The organism is Halothiobacillus diazotrophicus, from assembly GCF_001663815.1.
Lineage (GTDB): Bacteria > Pseudomonadota > Gammaproteobacteria > Halothiobacillales > Halothiobacillaceae > Halothiobacillus > Halothiobacillus diazotrophicus.
On sequence record NZ_CP016027.1, the window covers coordinates 202,644 to 221,628 of the forward strand.

General features: G+C 61.8%; 15 protein-coding genes. 7 read left to right on the forward strand and 8 right to left on the reverse strand.

From position 1 onward, the window contains the following. Nucleotides 1–24 precede the first annotated feature (24 nt). The 4 genes from A9404_RS00910 to A9404_RS00925 all read left to right on the forward strand — a co-directional run bounded on the left by A9404_RS00910 (nucleotide 25) and on the right by A9404_RS00925 (nucleotide 4,911). Nucleotides 25–1,545, forward strand: a complete 1,521-nt coding sequence (locus tag A9404_RS00910; RefSeq protein ID WP_197490379.1) for an adenosine deaminase family protein — start codon at nucleotides 25–27, stop codon at nucleotides 1,543–1,545. A 16-nt stretch (nucleotides 1,546–1,561) separates the two neighbouring features. Continuing rightward, nucleotides 1,562–2,458, forward strand: a complete 897-nt coding sequence (locus tag A9404_RS00915) for a cupin domain-containing protein (protein ID WP_066097817.1) — start codon at nucleotides 1,562–1,564, stop codon at nucleotides 2,456–2,458. Between the two features lie 74 nt (nucleotides 2,459–2,532). Next, a complete protein-coding gene (locus A9404_RS00920; RefSeq protein ID WP_066097821.1) occupies nucleotides 2,533–3,684 on the forward strand; it encodes a purine-nucleoside phosphorylase in 1,152 nt (383 codons plus the stop codon). Between the two features lie 198 nt (nucleotides 3,685–3,882). Next, nucleotides 3,883–4,911: a phosphorylase family protein gene (locus A9404_RS00925; RefSeq protein ID WP_197490380.1), complete on the forward strand. Its 1,029-nt coding sequence runs from the start codon at nucleotides 3,883–3,885 to the stop codon at nucleotides 4,909–4,911. Nucleotides 4,912–5,078: 167 nt separating this feature from the next. Here A9404_RS00925 and A9404_RS00930 read toward each other — a convergent pair whose 3' ends face one another. The 5 genes from A9404_RS00930 to A9404_RS00950 all read right to left on the reverse strand — a co-directional run bounded on the left by A9404_RS00930 (nucleotide 5,079) and on the right by A9404_RS00950 (nucleotide 9,406). Then, entirely contained in the window at nucleotides 5,079–6,488 is a 1,410-nt protein-coding gene (locus A9404_RS00930) for an 8-oxoguanine deaminase (RefSeq protein ID WP_066097825.1), read from the reverse strand. A 99-nt stretch (nucleotides 6,489–6,587) separates the two neighbouring features. Further along, nucleotides 6,588–7,436 carry an energy transducer TonB gene (locus tag A9404_RS13265; protein WP_156521181.1) on the reverse strand — a complete coding sequence of 283 codons (849 nt, stop codon included), beginning with the start codon at nucleotides 7,434–7,436 and terminating at the stop codon, nucleotides 6,588–6,590. After that, entirely contained in the window at nucleotides 7,433–7,849 is a 417-nt protein-coding gene (locus A9404_RS00940; protein WP_066097829.1) for an ExbD/TolR family protein, read from the reverse strand. The genes A9404_RS13265 and A9404_RS00940 overlap by 4 nt, the downstream gene beginning before the upstream one ends. A 26-nt stretch (nucleotides 7,850–7,875) precedes the next feature. Continuing rightward, nucleotides 7,876–8,571, reverse strand: coding sequence for a MotA/TolQ/ExbB proton channel family protein (locus A9404_RS00945; protein WP_082922626.1), 696 nt, complete (start codon nucleotides 8,569–8,571; stop codon nucleotides 7,876–7,878). A gap of 511 nt (nucleotides 8,572–9,082) precedes the next feature. Next, entirely contained in the window at nucleotides 9,083–9,406 is a 324-nt protein-coding gene (locus A9404_RS00950; protein WP_066097831.1) for a hypothetical protein, read from the reverse strand. Between the two features lie 154 nt (nucleotides 9,407–9,560). Here A9404_RS00950 and A9404_RS00955 point away from each other — a divergent pair, with 154 nt between their 5' ends. Beyond that, complete coding sequence (locus A9404_RS00955) at nucleotides 9,561–10,418, forward strand: WYL domain-containing transcriptional regulator (RefSeq protein ID WP_082922632.1); 858 nt, start codon at nucleotides 9,561–9,563, stop codon at nucleotides 10,416–10,418. Between the two features lie 45 nt (nucleotides 10,419–10,463). Here A9404_RS00955 and A9404_RS00960 read toward each other — a convergent pair whose 3' ends face one another. The 3 genes from A9404_RS00960 to A9404_RS00970 all read right to left on the reverse strand — a co-directional run bounded on the left by A9404_RS00960 (nucleotide 10,464) and on the right by A9404_RS00970 (nucleotide 14,960). Next, nucleotides 10,464–11,282: a ribonuclease T2 family protein gene (locus tag A9404_RS00960; protein WP_156521182.1), complete on the reverse strand. Its 819-nt coding sequence runs from the start codon at nucleotides 11,280–11,282 to the stop codon at nucleotides 10,464–10,466. Between the two features lie 68 nt (nucleotides 11,283–11,350). Next, a complete protein-coding gene (locus A9404_RS00965; RefSeq protein WP_066097836.1) occupies nucleotides 11,351–12,757 on the reverse strand; it encodes an alkaline phosphatase D family protein in 1,407 nt (468 codons plus the stop codon). A gap of 1 nt (nucleotide 12,758) precedes the next feature. Continuing rightward, complete coding sequence (locus A9404_RS00970) at nucleotides 12,759–14,960, reverse strand: TonB-dependent receptor (protein ID WP_066097839.1); 2,202 nt, start codon at nucleotides 14,958–14,960, stop codon at nucleotides 12,759–12,761. 159 nt (nucleotides 14,961–15,119) lie between these two features. On the opposite strand from A9404_RS00970, the gene A9404_RS00975 reads away from it, so the two are divergent. Together A9404_RS00975 and A9404_RS00980 are read left to right on the forward strand one after the other, a co-directional pair. Next, nucleotides 15,120–16,274: a metallophosphoesterase family protein gene (locus A9404_RS00975; protein WP_066097841.1), complete on the forward strand. Its 1,155-nt coding sequence runs from the start codon at nucleotides 15,120–15,122 to the stop codon at nucleotides 16,272–16,274. Beyond that, nucleotides 16,271–18,931 (forward strand): AAA family ATPase, encoded by a 2,661-nt coding sequence (locus A9404_RS00980; protein ID WP_082922633.1) that lies wholly within the window; start codon nucleotides 16,271–16,273, stop codon nucleotides 18,929–18,931. Before A9404_RS00975 ends, A9404_RS00980 begins: the two co-directional genes overlap by 4 nt. The last annotated feature ends 54 nt before the right edge of the window (nucleotides 18,932–18,985 follow it).

The window sequence follows — 18,985 nt, forward strand, 5'->3', positions numbered from 1 at the left end:
AGTCGTTATTTGAGGAGTTTTCCGGTGTTTAAGCGTCAATCATGGATTGTGGTGTTTGTCCTTTGCCTCCAATGGGTCGTCGGGCCAGCCGCCTGGGCGGTCGGGGACGAGGCCTGGTTTGATGCCGTGAAGCAGAAGGCGACACCGGCCCAGCTGTATACCTTTCTGTACGCCATGCCGAAGGGCGGTGACCTGCATGATCACCTGACCGGCGCCGGCCGTTCGGAATGGTGGTGGGCGGCGGCGCTGGCCCAGGAGACCCATGGTTACACCTATTACACCAAGGTTCGGATCAACAACTGTGCCCCCTTCGATGTGAACGAGTATGGTCGCGCACCGTATCTCCTGCTGTTCCGCAATCTTCAGGAATCCCATTACAAGCAACTCAGTGCCTGCGAACAGGGCGAATTCAAGCGTCTGCAGGATCTGACTCCGGCCGAGAAGACGGGCTGGCTGAACAGCATTCGCCTGAACAAACCCTATGAGGGTCGCGACGAATTCTTCGGCGCACACTGGCAGCGGCTGAACGACATCACCCGCAACCCGTACATCATCAGCGACATCCTGCTGGACAACATGCGGGCCTTCGGCCGGGAAGGGCTGATCTATCTCGAGATGATGAACGGGTCGATGGGGTTCCTGAAACCCGATGGCAGTCCCATCCCGCCGGACGACGTCGTGGCCCTGTACCGCAAGATCCTGGCTTCGCCCGAGGCGAAGGCGACGGGCGTGACCGTTCGGTTCCAGACCTCCGTGCTGCGGTTTGCGCCCACGGCAGAACAACAGCTACGGGCCGAATATGCCTTTGTCGACAAGCATCGCGACCTGTACGTCGGCATCAATTTCGTCGGGCGCGAGGATAACGGCAAGGGCTATCCGCTGCGCTTCCTGTCCACTTTGCGCGATCTGCGCCGGCAGTATCCCGCGATCAATCTGGCGATCCACGCCGGGGAAGAGGATCAGCCCGACCATCATGTGCGCGATTCCCTGTTGTTGGGCGCGAAGCGGATCGGTCATGGCGTGAACCTCATCGAGGATCCGCAGACCATGCTGCTGATGCGCGACAACCACTTCATGGTCGAGATCAACCTGATCAGCAACCTGCTGCTCGAATACGTGCCCGACTTCGCGCATCACCCGTTCCCCGAGTATCTGCGCATCGGCATTCCGGTGGCGCTCTCCACGGACGACCGGGGCATGTGGGATTCGAACCTGACGGACGAGTTCTACGTGGCCGTGACCAACTTCAACCTGTCCTGGCACGAGATCGTGACGCTGGGGCGCAATTCGATCCAGTACGCCTTCGTGGATGCGGCGACCAAGCAGAAACTCCTGAAGGAATACGACCAGCGCATCGCCCGATTCGAGTCCGAGTTCAAGCGCAAGGGCTGGGCGGCCTTCAAGGACGTGCATCCGGTGAACTATTCCTTTGCCTGCAAGCACTTCAAGCTGTGTTTCCCACCCAAGGATCCGGCGGCGCCGACCGACTCGCCTCAGACCAATCTGCCCGCCGCCTTGCCGCATGATTTTGCGGTGACGAATTAGGGTTGAGGCGCGGCGAATGAACGATCAAGGTCAACAAAATCAGGGATATGGCATTCGGTCCAGGGGGCTGGTCGGGCTGATGCTGGCCATGGTGTCGGTGTTTTCGCCGCCACTGCTTGCCGCTCCGACCCAGTCCTCGACGGCGGAGGACCGTGTCCAGACGCTGATCGATTCGCTGGGATTGCAACACCTGAATGCGGAGTCGGGCATGTATTCGGTCGCGCGCGTCTCGGATCTCCAGGTCACCGCATCGGATGGCCAATCGCCAGCCAGCAATGCGATCTATTTCATGCTGACGCCCAAATATCGCGTCAATTACCTGCATTGGCTGTATTCCGACGACTACCAGACCCTGATCGAGGGAGGACCGGCCGATTACTACCTGTTCTATGCCGATGGTCACGTCGCCAAGTACACCATGGGACGCGATCTGGCGAAGGGACAGGTGCTCATGGTCCCCTGTCCGGCGGGTACCGCCAAGGCCATCGTGCTGCACAAGGAGGCGAAGTACCTGCTGGTCAGTTCCGTGCTGTCGCCGGCCTGGAGTCCACAGCGCGCACGCATCGGAGCCGACTACGCCTTCCTCAAGAAGTATGGGAGCAAGGCCGACTGGGCGACACCGGGGTTTCTGACGTTCCTGATCGGACCGAATTTCGCCCATACGATCGGTGCGGACAACAAGGGGTTTTCGCTGGACGTTGACGGCAACGAGCAACTGCTCTGGAAAGGCATGCAGCTCTCGGAGAAGCAGGTGCGCGTGGAACTGAAGAAGATGGCGGCTGCCGATCCGAATCGCGTCCTGACGATTACGTTTCTGGGCGAGGCTGCCCGCGCCGTGGCGATGAAGATGCAACGGATAGCGCATGAAATCGGGGTTCGTCAGGTGAAGATCCTGCCGGCCCACGATCATTGAGCGGCATTGACCATCAGGCGTGCATACCAAATGAATTCGTGCACTGGGGCGCTGATTGTGGAGTGTGATGAGTGATGAATAGGCGAGTCTTGTTGCGTGGATTGATCCTGGTGGTCAGTGTCTGGCTGGCAACGGCCCAGGCTGAGGGGCTGGCTTCGGATCAGAAATCCGATTCGGCCATGGATCCGACCTTAAATCCGACCAAGGTCCCGCTGCGACCCAAGCTGGTCGTGGTGACCTATTTCGAGATCGGCAAGGATACGGGCGACAAGCCCGGCGAACTGCAGCACTGGGTGACGCGGGATCACCTCGATCGGGTGATTCCGGTGCCCGGCATGACGCATCCCGTGCGCGCCAATGCCGACGGCAGCGAGATCGCCGTGGTCGTCGGGCCCGGCCAGATCCGACCGGCAGTCAATCTCATGGCGTTGGGCCATGATGCCCGGTTCGATCTGCGCCAGAGCTACTGGCTGATCAACGGTATCGCCGGCGTGTCGCCGAACGATGGCACGATGGGCGCGGCCTTCTGGACGGATTACGTGGTGAACGGCGATCTGCTGCATCTGATCGATCCCCGGGAAATGCCCAAGGATTGGCCGGATGGCTATTACGCCATCGACAAGACCCGACCGGGGGAGGAACCGCGCGTGCCGGCCGGTTCTCCCGAAGACGTACGTACCTGGCCCAAGGACCAGGCGCACCTCAACAGCCGGGGCACCGTTATCCAGCTCAATCCGAAATTGTTGCACTGGGCCTACGGGCTGACCAAGGGAATTTCCCTGCCACAGGATGCGGCGATGAAGGCGGTGGATGCGGAATACACCGGTTTTCCGCTGGCGCAGCAGACGCCGAAAGTGGCCATCGGCGCCAATATCGCTTCGGAAACCTTCTGGCACGGTCGACTGATGGATGAATGGGCGCATCGCTGGGTGGCCTATGAAACCGATGGCAAGGCCCGACTGGGCACCACGGCCATGAACGATTCCGGTGCGCTGCTGGCCCTGTATTCCCTGACCCAGTCCGGCCTGGCCGACTGGAATCGGGCACTCCTGCTGCGGACGGCCAGCAATTTTGACGCGCAACCCCCGGGCATGACGGCGGAACAGAGCGCCAACGGCGAGCAGCACGGCGCGTACACCGGGTATGACGCCTCCCTGGAGTCGGCCTATCTCGTCGGCAGTCGGGTCGGCAAGGCGATCCTGGCCGGCAAGGCGCCGACGCCATGACCGTCCGGGCCCGGTACATCGGCACCGAGATTAACCGTATGAATCATGTAGCCAGACCATGAGTCACGAATCGTTCCGAGTCCGTCAGCCATGACGATGCCCATTTAACGGAGAGAACACCCCATGTCATTGATCAGGAATCCAGTATTGCGTATGCCCAACCCGTCCGGACGGCTCCGGTCGGCCCCGCGCCGTGTGATGACCTCCGTTGCAATGATGGCGCTGGTCGCGGCAGGGTGGCTGGGGGTGCCGCAGATCGCAGCGGCAGCGCCCGACATGACCTACCATCCACAGCCCCGTCTGGGCATTCTGGTCCCCATCGGTCCGCCGGACTACAGCGTGCTGATGTCGCAGTTCGTGAAGGAAAAGACGCTCAAATACGGACCGTTCACGTACTTCGTGGGCACCCTCAAGCAGGTGCCGACCGTCATCTGCATCCAGCCCTTCGGCGGGCCGGTCACCCGCGCGATGTCGGCCCAGGCGATGCTCACGCATTTCAATATCAAGGCCCTGATCTATCCGGGTACCTCGGGTGCGCATCTCGAGGCGGATCAGATGGTGATTGGCGATGTGGTGCTGGGTGCCAAGCACGTGAATTTCGCCAACTTCTTCATGACGAAAGCGGGCGATCTGATTCCCGACGAGTTCACTGCCGAGAGTGCGATGGGGCGCTTCAACATGCTGTATGCCAACCCGACCCTGCTGCACTATCTGGCCTGCTCGGCGACGGAGGTCGCCGCCAAGGCGAAAATGCCGGACTGGGTGAATCCCGGCGTGACGCAAGCGCATCCCAAGATCTTCTATTACGGGATTCAGGGTACTTCGACCATGTGGCTGGCGAACAAGGCGTTCATCCACAAGACCCATCAGGTCTTCCACGAGCTGGACGAGGATGGCGACTGGTTCTCCGCGGTCGTGGCGGCCATGTACGACGTGCCCTTCATCGAGGTCAGCACGATATCGGACAGCATTTTCGAATTTCCCGATACCGAGCGGGGCATTCCGGTGCCGCCCAAGTCGACCGACCCGGGGGTTCATGTGAAGAACGCCTCCGTACTGGCCCAGGACATGAGTAATCGGATTGCCGTGGCCCTGATCGGGCGCTATGGCGAAAAGATCCTCAAGGGGCATTACCCGACACCGGAAACCTCGCCGGTTCCCGATGCCTGGTATGCCGACGCGGCCAATCCGCGAGACCTGCTCAAAGGCAAGGATTGCCTGCCCTGATGGGCGTGGGGATGCGTGGTTCGAGGGGCCGGGCGTCCGATCCCTGTACTAGGGGCGGCACCCGTGAGGTAAGGGAAACGGATAGTAAAACTTTTGCGAAGGATTGCTTGATTCTCTGGCTTGTATAGCCGTCTTGAATCGTTTTGTGTGATGCGATGTTGCCGGGGTCAAAGTACCCCGGCTTTTTTCAGCATGGTTCTGCTGGACCGGTTATGACGCTTGACCAGCATGTCAACGTCGAGCCCAACGACCTGATGATCCTCGACCACGATCCGTCCGTTGATCAGTGAAAACCAGGCGCGCGCCGGTGCACAGGTGACGAGGGCGGCAACCGGATCCCCCAGGGCACCGGCATGGCCCAGATCGTCGATGCGGAAGGCGACAATATCCGCAGCCTTGCCGACTTCCAGACTGCCGATGTCGTCGCGCTGCAGCACCCGTGCGCCACCGAGCGTAGCCAGTTCCAGCGCTTCCCGGGCGGAAAATCGGTCGGCGCGGGATTCGAAGCCGGGCCAGCCGACGCGCTGCAGCAGCATCGCCTGTCGCGCTTCGCCCAGCATGTGGTTGCCGTCGTTGCTGGCCGAGCCGTCCACGCCCAGGCCGACCCGCACCCCCAGATCCACCATCCGACGCACCGGCGCGATGCCGGAAGCGAGAATCATGTTGCTGCTCGGGCAATGACAGACCCCGGAGCAATGATGGGCCATTCGCTGAATTTCCGGTTCCGTCGGGTGCACCATGTGCGCGAACCAGACGTCCGCGCCCATCCACTCCACCGACTCGGCGTATTCCAGCGGACGCATGCCGAATTGTTCGAGGCAGAAACGATCCTCATCCAGGGTTTCGGCCAGATGGGTGTGCAGCCCGACGCGGCGGTAGCTTCGGGCTAGCCGCGCGCTTTCGCGCATGAGGTCGCCGGTGACGCTGAACGGGGAGCAGGGGGCGAGACCGATCCGAACCATGGCGAGCGGTTCCGGGTCGTGAAAGGTTTCGATGACCCGCTGGCTGTCCTCGAGAATGGCCGCTTCGGATTCGACCACGCGATCCGGGGGAAGGCCGCCCTGGCTTTCGCCGAGGCTCATGCTGCCGCGGGTCGGATGAAAACGCACCCCCAGTTCCTGCGCGGCAGCAATCTCGTCATCGAGTCGAATGCCGTTGGGAAAGAGATAAAGATGATCGGCGACGGTGGTGGCGCCGGACAGCAGCAATTCGGCGAGGCCAACCTGTGTGCTGGTATAGATGGCCTCGGGATCCATTTCTGCCCATATGGGGTAGAGCATCTTCAGCCAATCGAAGAGTACCTTGCCTTCCCCGGTGCCGATGGTGCGGGTCAGGGTCTGGTAGAGATGATGATGGCAATTGACGAGGCCCGGCGTGACGACACAGCCCTGAGCATCGAGGATTCGGTCCGGTTGGCGGTTGCCGGGATCCTGCTGGATCCAGAGCAGCATTCGGGCGGCGGAATCGATGTGGACGATCCGTGAATCGACGACGAGGAGGCTGGCATGGGGCAACTCCTCGCGGTCGGCATTCATGGTGACCAGAACGTCGGCATTATGGATGAGGATTCGATTCATGCGGGCTTCTTGGGTTGAGGCGGTTATCTGCTGTGGTGCCGCCCCGCGCGGGAGCCTGTGGCTCCCCGGCTTACGAACACGCACCTTGGGCCGGTTCCGTTACTGATCGCTCAGCTTGAACTGGATCACCTGTTCCACCTGACCATCAACCGCCTTGCCGTCTACCATCTTGGGCTTGAACTCCCAGTGCTTGACCGCATCCACGGCAGCGCGATCGAACAGGCGTGGCGGGTTCGATTCGATGACGGTCACGTGGTCGACATGTCCGTCGGCCGTGACGGTGAACCGGAGCTTGACCCAGCCTTCGATACCGGCGTTCAAGGCACGTCGCGGATAGTCCGGCTTCACGCGGCTGACGCTTTTCGCTTCGCTGCTCGCACCGGCTTGCGCGGGTTTGGGTGGTGCCGGTTCGGCGGGCTTGGGCGGTGCCGGTGGCGCCTTCTCGGCCACGGGTTTCGGGGGTGGCGTCGGTTTTGGCGGTTCCTTGGGCGGCTCTACCTTTTTCGGCTTGGGCTTATGCGGCTTCGGCTTCTCGTGATGAACCGGCTTTGGCTTGGGCGGCTCCTGAATCGGCGATTTCGGTAGCGGCTTGGGCGGCTCGGTCTTGATCGGATCCGGCTTTGGCGGTGGCGTCGGCTCAGGCGGCGGTGGCGGCGGTGGCGGCACCGGCTCCGGTGGTGGCGGGGGTTCCGGGGGCGGGGGCTCCACGGGCTTGGGCGGCGTGGGTGCCGGCATGGACATGGGGATGAATTCGGTGACCTGGGTGATTTTCTCCGGTGCTTTCTTGTGTTGGGTCGACACATAGGCGATGCCGGCGATCAGCGCTGCTTCGATCACCAAGGCCACCATGATCGCCTTGGGCAAGGAGAGGCGCCGTTCCTTGGGAATGCTGAAATCCAGCGCGATGGGCGAGGAAACGGTTTCCGCCCGACTCATCGTGGGTTTCACTTTTTCACCTCACTGGTAGCGATGCCGACGCCGGAGATGCCCTGAGCGCGGGCGACGTCCATGACGGCGAGCAGGTTCTGCAGGGAGACCTGCTTGTCGCCGGCGATGATGACCTGGAGTTCCTGGGTCTTGTCCTGGTGCATCTTGTTCAGGTAGGCGGCCAGCTGATCCTTGTCCATGGTCTGGTCGGCGATGTGCATGGAACCGTCTTCGGCGACGCCGATGACGACCTGGGTGGTGGGCAGCTTGTCTGCGGTGCTGGCGCCGGGGAGGTTGAGCTGCACGCCGGTGCCGGGAATCATCTTGAGCGTCACCATGATGAAGAACACGAGCAGGAACATCATGATGTCGATCATCGGGATGATCTCGATCCGCGGACGCTCGGCATCCAGGTAGTGATATCGCTTGGCCATGGTGGGTTACCTCGTCGTTCCGCGGCTCAGGACAGGGTGGCCTGGGGCTGGCTGCCGATGGGCGGGTTCTCGGGCGTGGCCGCCTGCGCGCCGTAGGCCTCGCTCGGGGTGACGCCGCCGCCATGGATGCGGTTGATGACCATGGTCTTGAGCAGCTCCATCTGATGCATGGTCAGGCGGACGCGCTTGCTGAAGTAGTTGAGGAACACCACGGTGATGATGGCGATGAGCAGACCGCCGCCGGTGGCGATGAGGGCATGGCCGATCCCGCCCGTGACGGCGTTGGGATCCTTGGAATCACCCAGCACGTCGAAGGTCTCGATCATGCCGATGATGGTGCCGAACAGGCCCAGCAGCGGGGCTAAGGTCACGGTGGTGTCGAGGATCCACAGCATGCGGTCGAGCTTGGGCAGCTGCCACAGCATGGACTCCTCGATATGCCGGTCCATCACCTCGGCCGTCTCGCCGCGGGAGTTGAGCGCGACGGAGAGCACCACGGCCTGCGGCGCACCGGCATAGTGGTCGGCCACCTGCTGCAGGCTCTTGCGATCGCCGTAGCGCACCTTCTGCACGGCGTACTCCATGGCCAGGCCAGCCCGGATCACCCAGTTGAAGAAATAGAGGCGTTCGATGATGACCGCCAGGGCAATCAGGAGCAGCAGGGCCATCAGCGGCAGCAGACCGCCGGACATGACACTCAACTTAATCAAATAATCCAACATGGCGAAGCCTCACGAATCGAGAAAAAAGGTCCGGTTGATCGGGTTCAAACTGGCTTGAAGCGCCCGGAATTGACCGGTGCGCGAAGTCGTATCTAGCAATGCAAAAAACTGGCCAATTGTTCAAGAAATTCGCAAGCCACTGTTAACATTGGGTTAACGGCGCGTGAAATGGAAAGTTCGGCAAAATCAGCCCGGCAAATTCGGCACCGAGGTTGAGCACCTGAGTTATGCCATGCATTCAATTAGTGCGGAAAATCCGGCCAGATTGACGATTGTCTGGAAAGGCCCGTGAAGACGCAGGATTGCTGAAATGCCGCCAGAATGACGGACGCGATACCCCAGCATGGGATTCCGTTGGATGGAAGGCGATTCGCTGTATTCCGGGCAATTGACCGGGCACGCCATGCGATGGTGCACGAAAGCGTCCCGTGGTCAGCATTTAGGATTGAGCGGACAATCCGCTTGCCCCGTACTGTCAGGTCAGCGCGGATCATCAGGACAGAGCGGGCCGTCAGGTCAGACAAAGGGGATCAACGATGCCCGCCTGCCAGGGAACAAGGGTTTTGCCCGTACGCGCAGTTGCCGGCTGCGGCGGTGTGGTTCTGGGCGGCGTGGCAGGTTCTTCCGCCAGAGCCATCCGTACCCGTGCCTGTTCCGGCAACAAGGGAAGAAACCCCGACTTCATGATTTCTTCTGCATCGCTCATGCCCAGACGATTCAGATGGTCTGCGGGGGCCGCGAGAAAATCCTCGAAGCTCAGCCCCGTTTGTTGGAGGCGACAGGCCTGATAGATCTCGGCCCAGGTTTCGATCACTTCGTCGGCGTAGGTAGTCATGATGGCGCTCCTATGTGCGATTACGTGCCTAGAAACAAGACACACCCAAATAGTAGACGCACAAAAATCACCTGTCAACATATCGTGTCTACTTTATTGACATAAATACGGGCGCTGTCAGAATGTGCCTGGAAATACTGCGTGGGAGAGACGCGTGAACGCGACAAGCGAGTTGAAGTGGGATGTGCAGCAACGTCTGAAGCTGCTCGAATGCACGGTACTGTTGACGGGCTGGGTGCGCACGCAGGCATTGATCGAAACCTTTGGCATCAGTCGTGCGCAGGCCTCGAAGGATTTCGCGGTCTATCACGGGTTGCGGCCCGAGAACCTCATCTACAACAAATCCCGCAAATACTATGAGGCGAGCGCGGTGTTCGAACCGCTATTGCTGAGCGGCAAGGCATCGGAGTTGTTGGATGCTCTGCCGCTGATGCAGTCCGGTGCGCCGGTGGTGGCCCTGTCGGCGCAAAGCCCGGCCATGGCCATGGTCAAGCCGCTGGAACGGGAACTGGACTGGTCGTTGTTGCGCGCCGTGAGCCGGGCGATCTGCCAGCAGATCAAGCTGCAGGTGTCGTATCAGTCCATGAACCGTCCCGAACCCGCTGTTCTGACGCTCTCCCCACATACGCTGGTATATAACGGGTTTCGCTGGCACGTACGGGCCTTCAGCGACACCCATGAGGCTTATCGGGATTTCGTGTTGGCACGCATGCGTGGGCCGGTTGTCTTGCTCACGGAACAAGGGATCCCCGATGGGGACGACACGGCGTGGCATACCCTGCACGAGGTGGCGATTGTCCCGCATCCCGAGTTGCCTCCGGCTCAGCAGGCCGTCATCGCCGAGGATTACGGGATGACGGATGGCCGGATTGTCCAGCCGGTCCGTCAGGCGCTGATTCCGTATTTTCTGCGGATGATGCAGATCGATCCGCGCCGACTGGATCCCGATCCGCGCATTCAGCAGATCGTCCTGCAAGATGTGGCGGCCGTGCGCCCCTATCTCTGGTCGTGATGAGGCGATTCGGGCGCGCTCATTCGAGAGGCCGCCCGTGAGGCATCAATGCAGCGTGTCCTCGATGACGATCTGATCCGCGCAATTGCCGCGTCGACCCGCCTTGAAGCTTCGGGGTTGCGGGAAGGTGTCGAGTTTATCCGTGGGGATGGTAATCCAGACCTGGGTGAGCACGTCGCGGCGCTGACTGCCCGGCCGGGCATCGCAACGCAGTTCGAGGGCGGCGGCATCCCGTTGCCGGAAACTGGTGGCGAATGCCTGGCGAATGGCACCCTTGGCGACGGTCTGGCCGCGATGTTCGCTGATCCACCGGGTGAAACGGCTGGCATTGAGGCGATTCAGGACGGTCAGGGCATCGCTGAAGAACGTGTCTTCCTTCGGGCCGAAGCAGGCGATGTGCTTGGTGTATTCATGCCGGTCCAGACAGATGTTCGTCAGGGGCATCGCGGCATCGAGCCGTTGTTGCAGGGTGGAAGGCAGCGCGGTGCGCGGCAGGGCGCAGCTCTGGGGAATTCGGTGGTCGGGCGCATACCAGTAGCAGCCGTATTTCCACCAGGTCGGGGGTTTCATGCCGCGGTCGCTCAGTTCCTTGGGAATGCTCGGCCACAGCCCGTGCAGGGAAAATTCCCGGGTAACCGCTGCGTCGTTCGGTGTGGTGTCGCAGACCGTGCCGATATCGTGCCAGCTATGGCAGACGCCAGGCATCCAGAGTGCGGCGAAGGTGTAATGATCGAACGACATGCCGCGTGCCGCAGTCAAGCCTTCCAGGCCTCGTGGTCCCAGCCCCGAGGCCTGGGCGGTTGCCGTGAACATCAGGGTAAGCAGCAGGGTACGGGCAATCGCGCGGGCGACGTTCGGGATCATCACGGGCTCCTTGGATAATCAGGATCCCGGGCGATCGTTGCCCGGGCAATATGTCGGTTCGTCGGCGATCAATCCCAGCCGAGATCGGCCAGGGTGATCCGGTGCGTCCACTTGGTCTGACCCTTCGTATCCTTGGTGGCCAGCTCCAGAGTGCGGTCCTTGCCTTTCCCCGTGAATTTCAGCACGCCGTAGTTGCGCTCCGTGACCAGGGTGCCCGGCACGCGGTTCGGGTCGTCGTCGCCTTCGGCAGGCCCGGAGTTGATGGGCGAGGAGGTGAACTCGATCAGCGGGTAATCCCGCTTTCCACCGTAGTGGGGGCGCGGATAGCGGATCAGTTCGGTGATGTGCCGATCACCGGACAGGAAGAGGACTCCGGGAATCTGGTATTGCTGCAGCCAGCCCAGGAATTCGGCCCGTTCGATCGGGTACTGGTTCCAGCCCTCGTAGGCATCGTCGTCGTTGAAGAACTGGCCACCGGCCGCGATGATCTTGAACTTTGCCTTCGAGAAGAGCAGGGCATTACGCAGCCAGTTCATCTGCTCGGGGCCGAACATCACCTTGCCTCGATCGCCCGGACTCGTCCGGTCCGCATCGCGGTACCAGCGGTCGTCCAGCAGGAAGAAGTCCGCATCATACTGGCTCACCTTGGTGAACACGCCCGGCGAGCCAGGCAATCCGTAACTCGGGTTGGCCCAGTAGGTCTTGAAGAGTTCCAGGGCGTGGCCCTTGAACTGGAAACTCATCTCGCTGTCGTTGGGGCCGTAGTCGTGGTCGTCCCAGATGGCGACCTGTGGGGTCGAACGCAGGAATTTCTGCAGGGGGGCGAAGGCCCGATCCTTGCGGTAGCGCAGCGACATGCCTTCGGGACTGAGCAGGTCCGGTTCGCGGAAATACAGGTTGTCGCCCAGCCAGACCATCAGGTCGGCCTGTTCGCGGGCCATGGGTTCGTAGATTTCGTAGCCGCCGCCATAGGGTTTGCCGGGGCGTTCGTAGAACGGATCGTTGATGTAGGCGCAGGATCCGGTCAGTACGGTGAAATCCGGTGCCGGTCCACGCCACATCCAGATCTTCTGCGTGCGCAGCAGGAGTGTCTTGTCGGCGACGGGTTGGTTGTTGACGTAAGGCTGGCAGTGATAATTCACGCCGGGCGTCAGGTCGTCGATCGAGATATGGGCGCAGAATGCCTGCTCGGCCACGGTTTTCTGCGGATCGGTCCGTCGTTTGTCGTCCGGCTTGTCCACGGGCGCAAATTCGACGAAGACGTCCGCCGCGCCAGGCGTCTGCAGCCAGACGATACCGGAACGGGATGCGACGTAACCTTGCATGGGACCGGCATGAAGAACTCCGGGTGGCGCCGGTTCGGCCCAGGCCGACGGAAACGGCCAGAAACCACCAACGACGAGCGCACCGGCCGTGACGCCGGTGCGCAGGAATTCCCGCCGATCCGCCGAGGGCAGATCGTTGGATTGGGTCATGTTAGAACTGGGCCTCCAGACTCAGGTAGAAGCTCCGCGGCATGTTGCGATATTCACTGCCATAAGCCTGCTTGTACGTGTAATGCTTGTTCAGCAGGTTGCTGGCATTCAGGGCGACGGTCAGCTTATGCAGTCCGAAGTGGTCCATGCCACCGCGATCCAGAGTATAACGCAGGCTGGCGTCGACCAAAGTATGCGCGTCCACCGGGTTCAGGTTCTTGTCGTAGGACTTGCCGACCGACTGCGCACCGAGGGTGGCGCGCCAGGGGCCCATCGTATAGACGCCGCCGAGGGACAGGGTATGCTTCGGCGCGTACGGGAAGGGCTGATCCTGGGTCTTGATCCGGGCATTCAGCAGGCCGAGGTTGGCATAGAAGGACCACTGATCGTCGATCTTGAAGTTGTTCTGCCAGGAAATGCCCTCGTTGAGCGCGGTTCCCGCATTGGCCAGCATGGAGACCTGTTGGCCGGTGCTGTCATAGACGTCGGTACTCAGGATGTAGTTCTGGAAATCGACGCGGAACAGATCGAGCGCCCCGGTCCACATGCCCGCATCGTAGATCATGCCGACATCGTAGGTCTTGCCCTTTTCCGGAGCGAGATTGGGATTGTAGGTCCCGGTATAGAACTGGTTGTACTGGGGCGGTTGCGTGTTCTGCGTGTAGTTGGCGTACACGCTGATCGCCTTGTTGATGCGGTAGTTGAGGCCAATGGACGGCATCGTGGTGTGGAAATCCACGCCGAACTGGCCGGGCTTGCCCTGTGCTAGCGCGCCCAGGTTGGTGAAGTCACGATGGACCTTGAGGTATTTCAGGCCACCCTGAACGGTGAGGGCGTCGGCCGCTTTCCAGGTCAGGTTGACGTAGGGTTCCCAGAGCTTGGTGACCACCGGTTCCCTATACAGGGACCCAAGGTAATTGCCGTCGAAGCCGTCGAAATACCGGCGGTCGTGGGTCGTGTCGTTGTGGTTGTACCAGAGGCCGGCCTCGACATTGAAATCCTGGGTGACGGCCGTGTTCATGCGCAGGATATTGCCCCAGCGCTTGGTGTCGTTGCGGGACTGATAGATCAGAACGCCGCTGGCCGGTGTGGCGACCTTGCTCACGGTATTGGTGTCCGGATGATACAGCCAGGTGGCATAGCTGCTGGCGCCGCCCCCATAGCCATTGCCGCGGTAGGTATACAGCTGGTCGGAGAGGGTGGTCTTGCCGAAGGTCGCTTCGTACTTGGCGTAGCCCATCCAGTTGTTGTACTCGTTGAATCGGTACACATAGGAATTCGTGTTGGGCTTGCCGTTGACGATCGGCTCGCCGCTGGTGCCGTTGCAGGATTCACCGTACTTCGCGAGATCGGCTTCCGAGCAACCCCAGTAGTAGTTGAACTTCTGATCGTTGCGGGAGTAGAACAGGGTCAGGGCGCCCGGGCCAACCTGGGTGATGCTCTTGAACAGCAATTGCTTCTGGTCGCTGGGCGTTTTCTGGAAATAACCCTTGCTGTAATTCTTGTTGGCATAGACCCAGAATGAGGTCGGCAGGGCAGACTTGGCGCCCAGCAGACCGGAGTTGATCAGCGCGCCATAATTGTAGGTGCCGAAGGAGCCATAGCCGGTCAACACCGAGGCCGAGAAGTCCGGACCGGGGTCGAGGGTGTAGGTGTCCACCGAGCCGCCAAAGGCAGCGAGGCCGGGCAGGGCGGCGGAGGCGGCACCGGGGTAGTACTTGATGCCCGAGATCAGGCGGGTCGGAATGAACTCGTTGGTGTAGATGGTGTAGCTGTCGTTATCGTTCAGCGGTACGCCGTCCAGTGTCCAGTTGATCAGGTTCTTGTCGAACCCGTTGATGGTCACGTTATCGCCGTTCTGACTGCTGCCGTCGCTCGTGACCACCACGTTGGGCTGGTTGGCGAGACTCTGCGTGAAGGAATCCGTGGGGGCCAGCATCTGCAACTGGCCGGGCGTGATTTCCGTTTGCGCCTGGCTCGCGCTCTTGTTGAAGGTCTGGATCTTGTTCAGCTTCTCCGCGGGGATGTCATTGACCGTACCGCTCGGGGCAGTCATGAAGAAACCGGTTCCGGCCTGGGATTTGCCCTGAACCTGGATGTCGCCCGTGTCGACGGCGGCATAGGTGGCAGGAATAGCGCCTAGGCTCAGAGCGATGGCGATGGCAATTTTTGAGGGTGAATGGCACGCGGGATGCGAAAACATGGATAGCCTCTGGAATGGTTGGGATGTAAATGGGTCATTCACAAACAGGCTAATGTGACAGTATTGCATCGCGCTTAAATACGGGTGAATAAACGGTGACAGGGGGCCGATTTGGTCAGATTATGGATGTACCTACATGCGAACATTGAGGATCGGTGATTGAAAATTCTGCATACCGCAGACTGGCAGATCGGACGCCAGTACAGTGGTTTCGATCCGGACGACGCGGCGCCGCTGGCCGCCGAACGCTATCTCGCCGTCGAGCGTATCGCTGCCTTGGCGCAAAGCCGACAGGTGGATGCCGTACTGGTCGCCGGGGACGTGTTCGACAGCCAGACACTCCGGGATATCAGTATCCGCCGGCTATTCAACAGCCTGGAGGGGTATGCGGGTCCGTGGGTACTGTTGCCCGGCAATCATGATGCCGCCCTGGTCGAGAGCATCTGGACGCGGGCGCAACGACTGGCTGTCGTGCCATCGAATGTTCATCTGGCGCTGCAACCTGAGGCAATGCCGTTCCCTGATGTTGGCATGGTCGTATTGACCGCCCCGCTGACCCAGCGTCATACCTTCGCCGATCTGACCGCCTGGTTCGATAACGCCGATACGCCGACTGGCCTCGTGCGAATCGGCTTGGCGCACGGCAGCGTTCAGGGTGTGATGGCGGCGGACATCGATGCGCCTAACCCCATTGCCGCGAATCGCGCGGAAACCGCCCGGCTCGATTATCTGGCTCTCGGGGACTGGCACGGTCTCAAGCAGATCGACGCGCGTACGGCCTACAGCGGGACGCCGGAGTCGGATCGCTTCCGCAACAACGATGCCGGTCAGGTTCTGGAAGTCGAGATTGACGGGCCGGGTGCCCTGCCGAGGATCACACCCCATCGGATCGGTCGCTATCGTTGGCAGGCGCTGCGCGTCGATCTGAATGTGCCGAGCGATCTCGAACGATTGGTGGCCTCCCTGACTGCCCTGAACGGGGATGACGTGCTCGACCTGCGCGTCTCGGGACGTACCGACCTGTCCGGGCAGACCCGAATGCAGGATCTGATTGCCGCCACCGCAGCACGGGTTCGCGGCATGCGGGCCGACTTCAGCGACTTGCACGTGCAGCCCACGGAGGCGGATCTGGCCGATCTGCAGGCCGACGGTTATCTCGCGGACGTGATTGCCGAATTGCAGGCGCGTCAGCAGCGCGGGCCGGCGTCACCACCGGGCGATGCGCCTGCCGAGATTGCCCGGGAGGCATTGACCCTGCTGGCCGGGCTTCTGAAGGATCGGCAGGCGCCGGTCGGTGACGAGGTACGGGGATGATGAAGCTGACGCGTCTTCGAATCGAACAGATTCGTCAGTTTCGACAATCCCTGACCATCGATTCGTTCTCGTCCGGACTCAATATCTTCGCCGGTCCGAACGAGTCGGGGAAGAGCACGATCGTGCGTGCCATCCGTGCCGCATTCTTCGAGCGCTACAAGACACAGAAGGTGACCGATCTTCTCCCCTGGGGCGATTCGTCCGCTGCGCCCCGGATCGAACTGGACTTCGAGATCGGCGGCGCGCACTTCCAGTTGCGCAAGGTGTTTCTCAAATCGCCCCGTTGCGATCTGGATCGGGCGGGGCATCACTTTGCCGGCGAGGAAGCCGAGCAGTATCTCGGTCAATTGCTGGGTTTCGAGTTCGCGGCCAAGGGCGAGAGCCGGGCGCAGCACTGGGGCATTCCGGGGTTGTTGTGGATCGAGCAGGGCAGTGGTCAGGAGATCCATCAGGCCGTCGCATTCGCCACGGATCACCTGCGCGCCGCCCTGCAGGAAGAGCTGGGCTCCGTGGCAAGCAGCGAAGGGGACGCCGTGCTGGACACGGTGCGTGACTGGCGTGCCGCCCTGAGGACGGCCACCGGAAAACCCCGTGGAGAACTTGCCGACAGTCAAGCGGCCTGTGCAGAGCTGGGTGATCGGCTTCGAGACCTGGATGCGCGAATCGAGACCTATCGCCAGCAGGTGGATCAACTCGGCGCCTTGCAGGCGGATCAGAACCGGGATGATCAGGATAAACCCTGGGATGCCTTCGATCGGGCGCGCGTGGCGGCCGAGACCAAACGGGCGGAGCTGGCGGAACGGGAGCGCGGGCTCCGTGCCGATCGTCAGCGGTTGGCAGAGCTTGAGACCCAGCGGACCCTGGTGCAGGAACAGCTGACGGCGGTGGATCGTCGTCAGCAGGCGCTGACACGACGCGCCGCAGATGAGAAGCAGGCTGTGGCGGAGCGTCAGGCCGCGGTGGTCGATGCCGACCGTCTGGTTGCGCAGCAGGCAGAATTGATCGCTATCGTCCGGACGGCGCGTCTGGGGTATGAACGGTGCCGTCAGCAGGCGGACCGTGAGGCCGTGATGCAGCAAATGGCGACCACCGAAAACGAACTGGCGCGGTATTCCGCGCAATTGGCCGAGGCGGATCGACTTTATCAGGCGCAGAGTGACCTGCGCGTCGAGGCGCAATCCCTGGCTGTGGCACCATCCGATCTGGACGCATTGCGTCGCTGCCAGCAATCCCTGCGCGAGAACGCCATTCGACAGGAGGCTGGGGCAACTCGCCTCGCGTTCGATCTGGACTCCGGTGTGGCACTCACAGTGGACGGTCGGACACTCACCGGCAAGGGCGAGCAGCTTCTGGTTCGGCCGGTGTCGTTGGTACTGCCGAAGCTGGGCCGGATCCGGATCGAGCCGGGCGGCTCGGATTTGTCCCAGTTGGCCGAGGCGGCGACCGGGCTGACCGCCGAAACGCAGCGACTGCTGCAGCGGATCGGCGTCGACTCCCTGGCAGAGGCCGAGCAGCGCTTCGTTGCCCTGCGACGCGTCCGGCAATCATTGCAGGAGGTAGAACGCGAACTGGCGCAACTGGCGCCTGAGGGTCGGGATGCGCTGGCGATCGCCCGGTCGGAAGCGCAGAGCCGACTGGCTGGTTTGAAAGCGACGCTAGCGCGCCTGTCCGAGCCGCCGCAGGATGAGATGTCGGCGATGCCGGGGACTCTGGCGGAAGCGCAGCATGCACTTGATCAGGCCCTGAGCGGGCAAGCAGCCCTGCAGGCGCAGGTTCAGGAGGCGATCAGTCGTCGTGCGGTCGCCGAGGCACGCTGGGAAGTTGCGCAGCGGGAACACGCCGAGTTGCAGGGCCTGGTGGCCGACCCCGCCGAACAGCAGCGGATACAGACCCATCGGCAGCGCCTGGTCGATATCCAGGCGGAAATCGCGGTGCTGGGTGAGCGGGTGGCGACGCAGCAGGCGGCGCTGGATCAGGCCCGACCGGACATCCTCGATCAGGACATCGCACGCTATCGACAGAGTGCCCAACAGGCGCGACAGACCTTCGACGAGCGCAGAATCCGCATTGCCCAGCTTCAATCCGCGTTGCAGGTCGCTGGCGCCCAGGGGCTGGAGGAAGAGCGCGCGGGGGTACAGCTCGAACACGAGGCGGCCGAACGTCGTTTCCGGGAGTTGGAACGCCGGGCACAGGCCCTCGATCTGCTCGTGCGCCTGCTCGAGGAGAAGCGCGCCGAGTTGACCCGACGCCTTCAGGCCCCGTTGCAGCGCCATCTGGATCATTATCTGCCGTTGCTTTTCCCGGGGGGGGCGTTGGCGATCGAGGAAGATCTCTCACCCGGTGATCTGGCTCGACCCAACGGTGCTTCCGCCGAGCACCTGTCCTACGATGCCCTGAGTTTCGGGGCACGGGAGCAGCTGGGACTCGTCAGTCGCCTCGCCTACGCGGATTTGCTGAAGGCAGCAGGGCGGCCGACGTTGATCATCCTGGACGACGCGCTGGTGCACAGCGATCCCAGCCGACTGGTGCAGATGAAACGGATCATCTTCGATGCGGCCACGCGGCATCAAATCCTGCTGTTTACCTGCCATCCCGCGGACTGGACGGACATGGGCGTTTCGATCCGCCAGATCGAGCAATTGCGTGCGCCCGGTTGATGCGTCATTGGCACCGCAGCGAGGCCGACTTGGTCCGCCTGAATCGGGTTGTGT